At 30.0% G+C, this 786-nt stretch carries 1 protein-coding gene; it reads right to left on the reverse strand.

Features of this window, described 5'->3' with window-relative positions:
* Positions 1-199: 199 nt before the first annotated feature.
* A partial coding sequence (locus tag Q0910_RS28515; RefSeq protein WP_299224241.1) for a hypothetical protein occupies positions 200-786 on the reverse strand: 587 nt, incomplete at its 5' end.

Genomic DNA, 786 nt, shown 5'->3' on the forward strand with positions numbered 1-786 from the left:
TAACGTCTCGTATATGAAAAGTAGCGCTGAAAATAAGCGATGACTTTTCGGATAAACACAAGCCGAATTTTTAAATTTTACTAATTATTTTATTTTTGGAAATTTGTCAAAGTTAAAAATTTGGCGATTTCCCAAAAATGCCCAAGCCTTAATGATAGCAACGACTTTCGCTATTTTTTATATACATTGTTGCCCACAGTTATTCTTGCGCAATCATTTCGATAGTTTTAATTCCGATTTTGTTATTAGTAATCCGAATGAGGTTTTTTTCTATATCCACATCCACAATTGCTGAATATTTGTCAGAGTTACTATAAAACTCATCTACCGCACTTTTTGAGCGAGTTAACATAAATTCTCCGAAATCAATTTCGTATGTTTTATATGAATTCAAATCGATTAATATCACTTGTTTTCTTTCCACTAAATCTGGTCCTGCTGCTCCGCAACTTCCTTTTGAAATCAGAAGAAAATTCTTTTTAAAAACTTCTCTTATATAACAATTTCTGTGAGTGCTTTTCGGAACACTTATTAGTTTTTTACCTCCAATCCAAAATTCGGACTGTGAATCTTTTATTACTTGTTTGAGTTTTAATTCATCATATTCAATAACTATTTCATCAGTTCTATTTTCTATGTCAGATTGAAACTTTGAAAGGAATTGTAATTCAATCGGGATATTTGGGTAAACTACTTTTTTATATTCTGCCGATTTACAACTTAAATTTAAGTTTAAAATCAAAATTATAAATGGTAGCAGAATCTTTTTCATAATTGTGGGCAACG

The sequence above is a fragment of the uncultured Aquimarina sp. genome (assembly GCF_947495315.1).
In the GTDB taxonomy this organism is placed as follows: Bacteria; Bacteroidota; Bacteroidia; order Flavobacteriales; family Flavobacteriaceae; genus Aquimarina.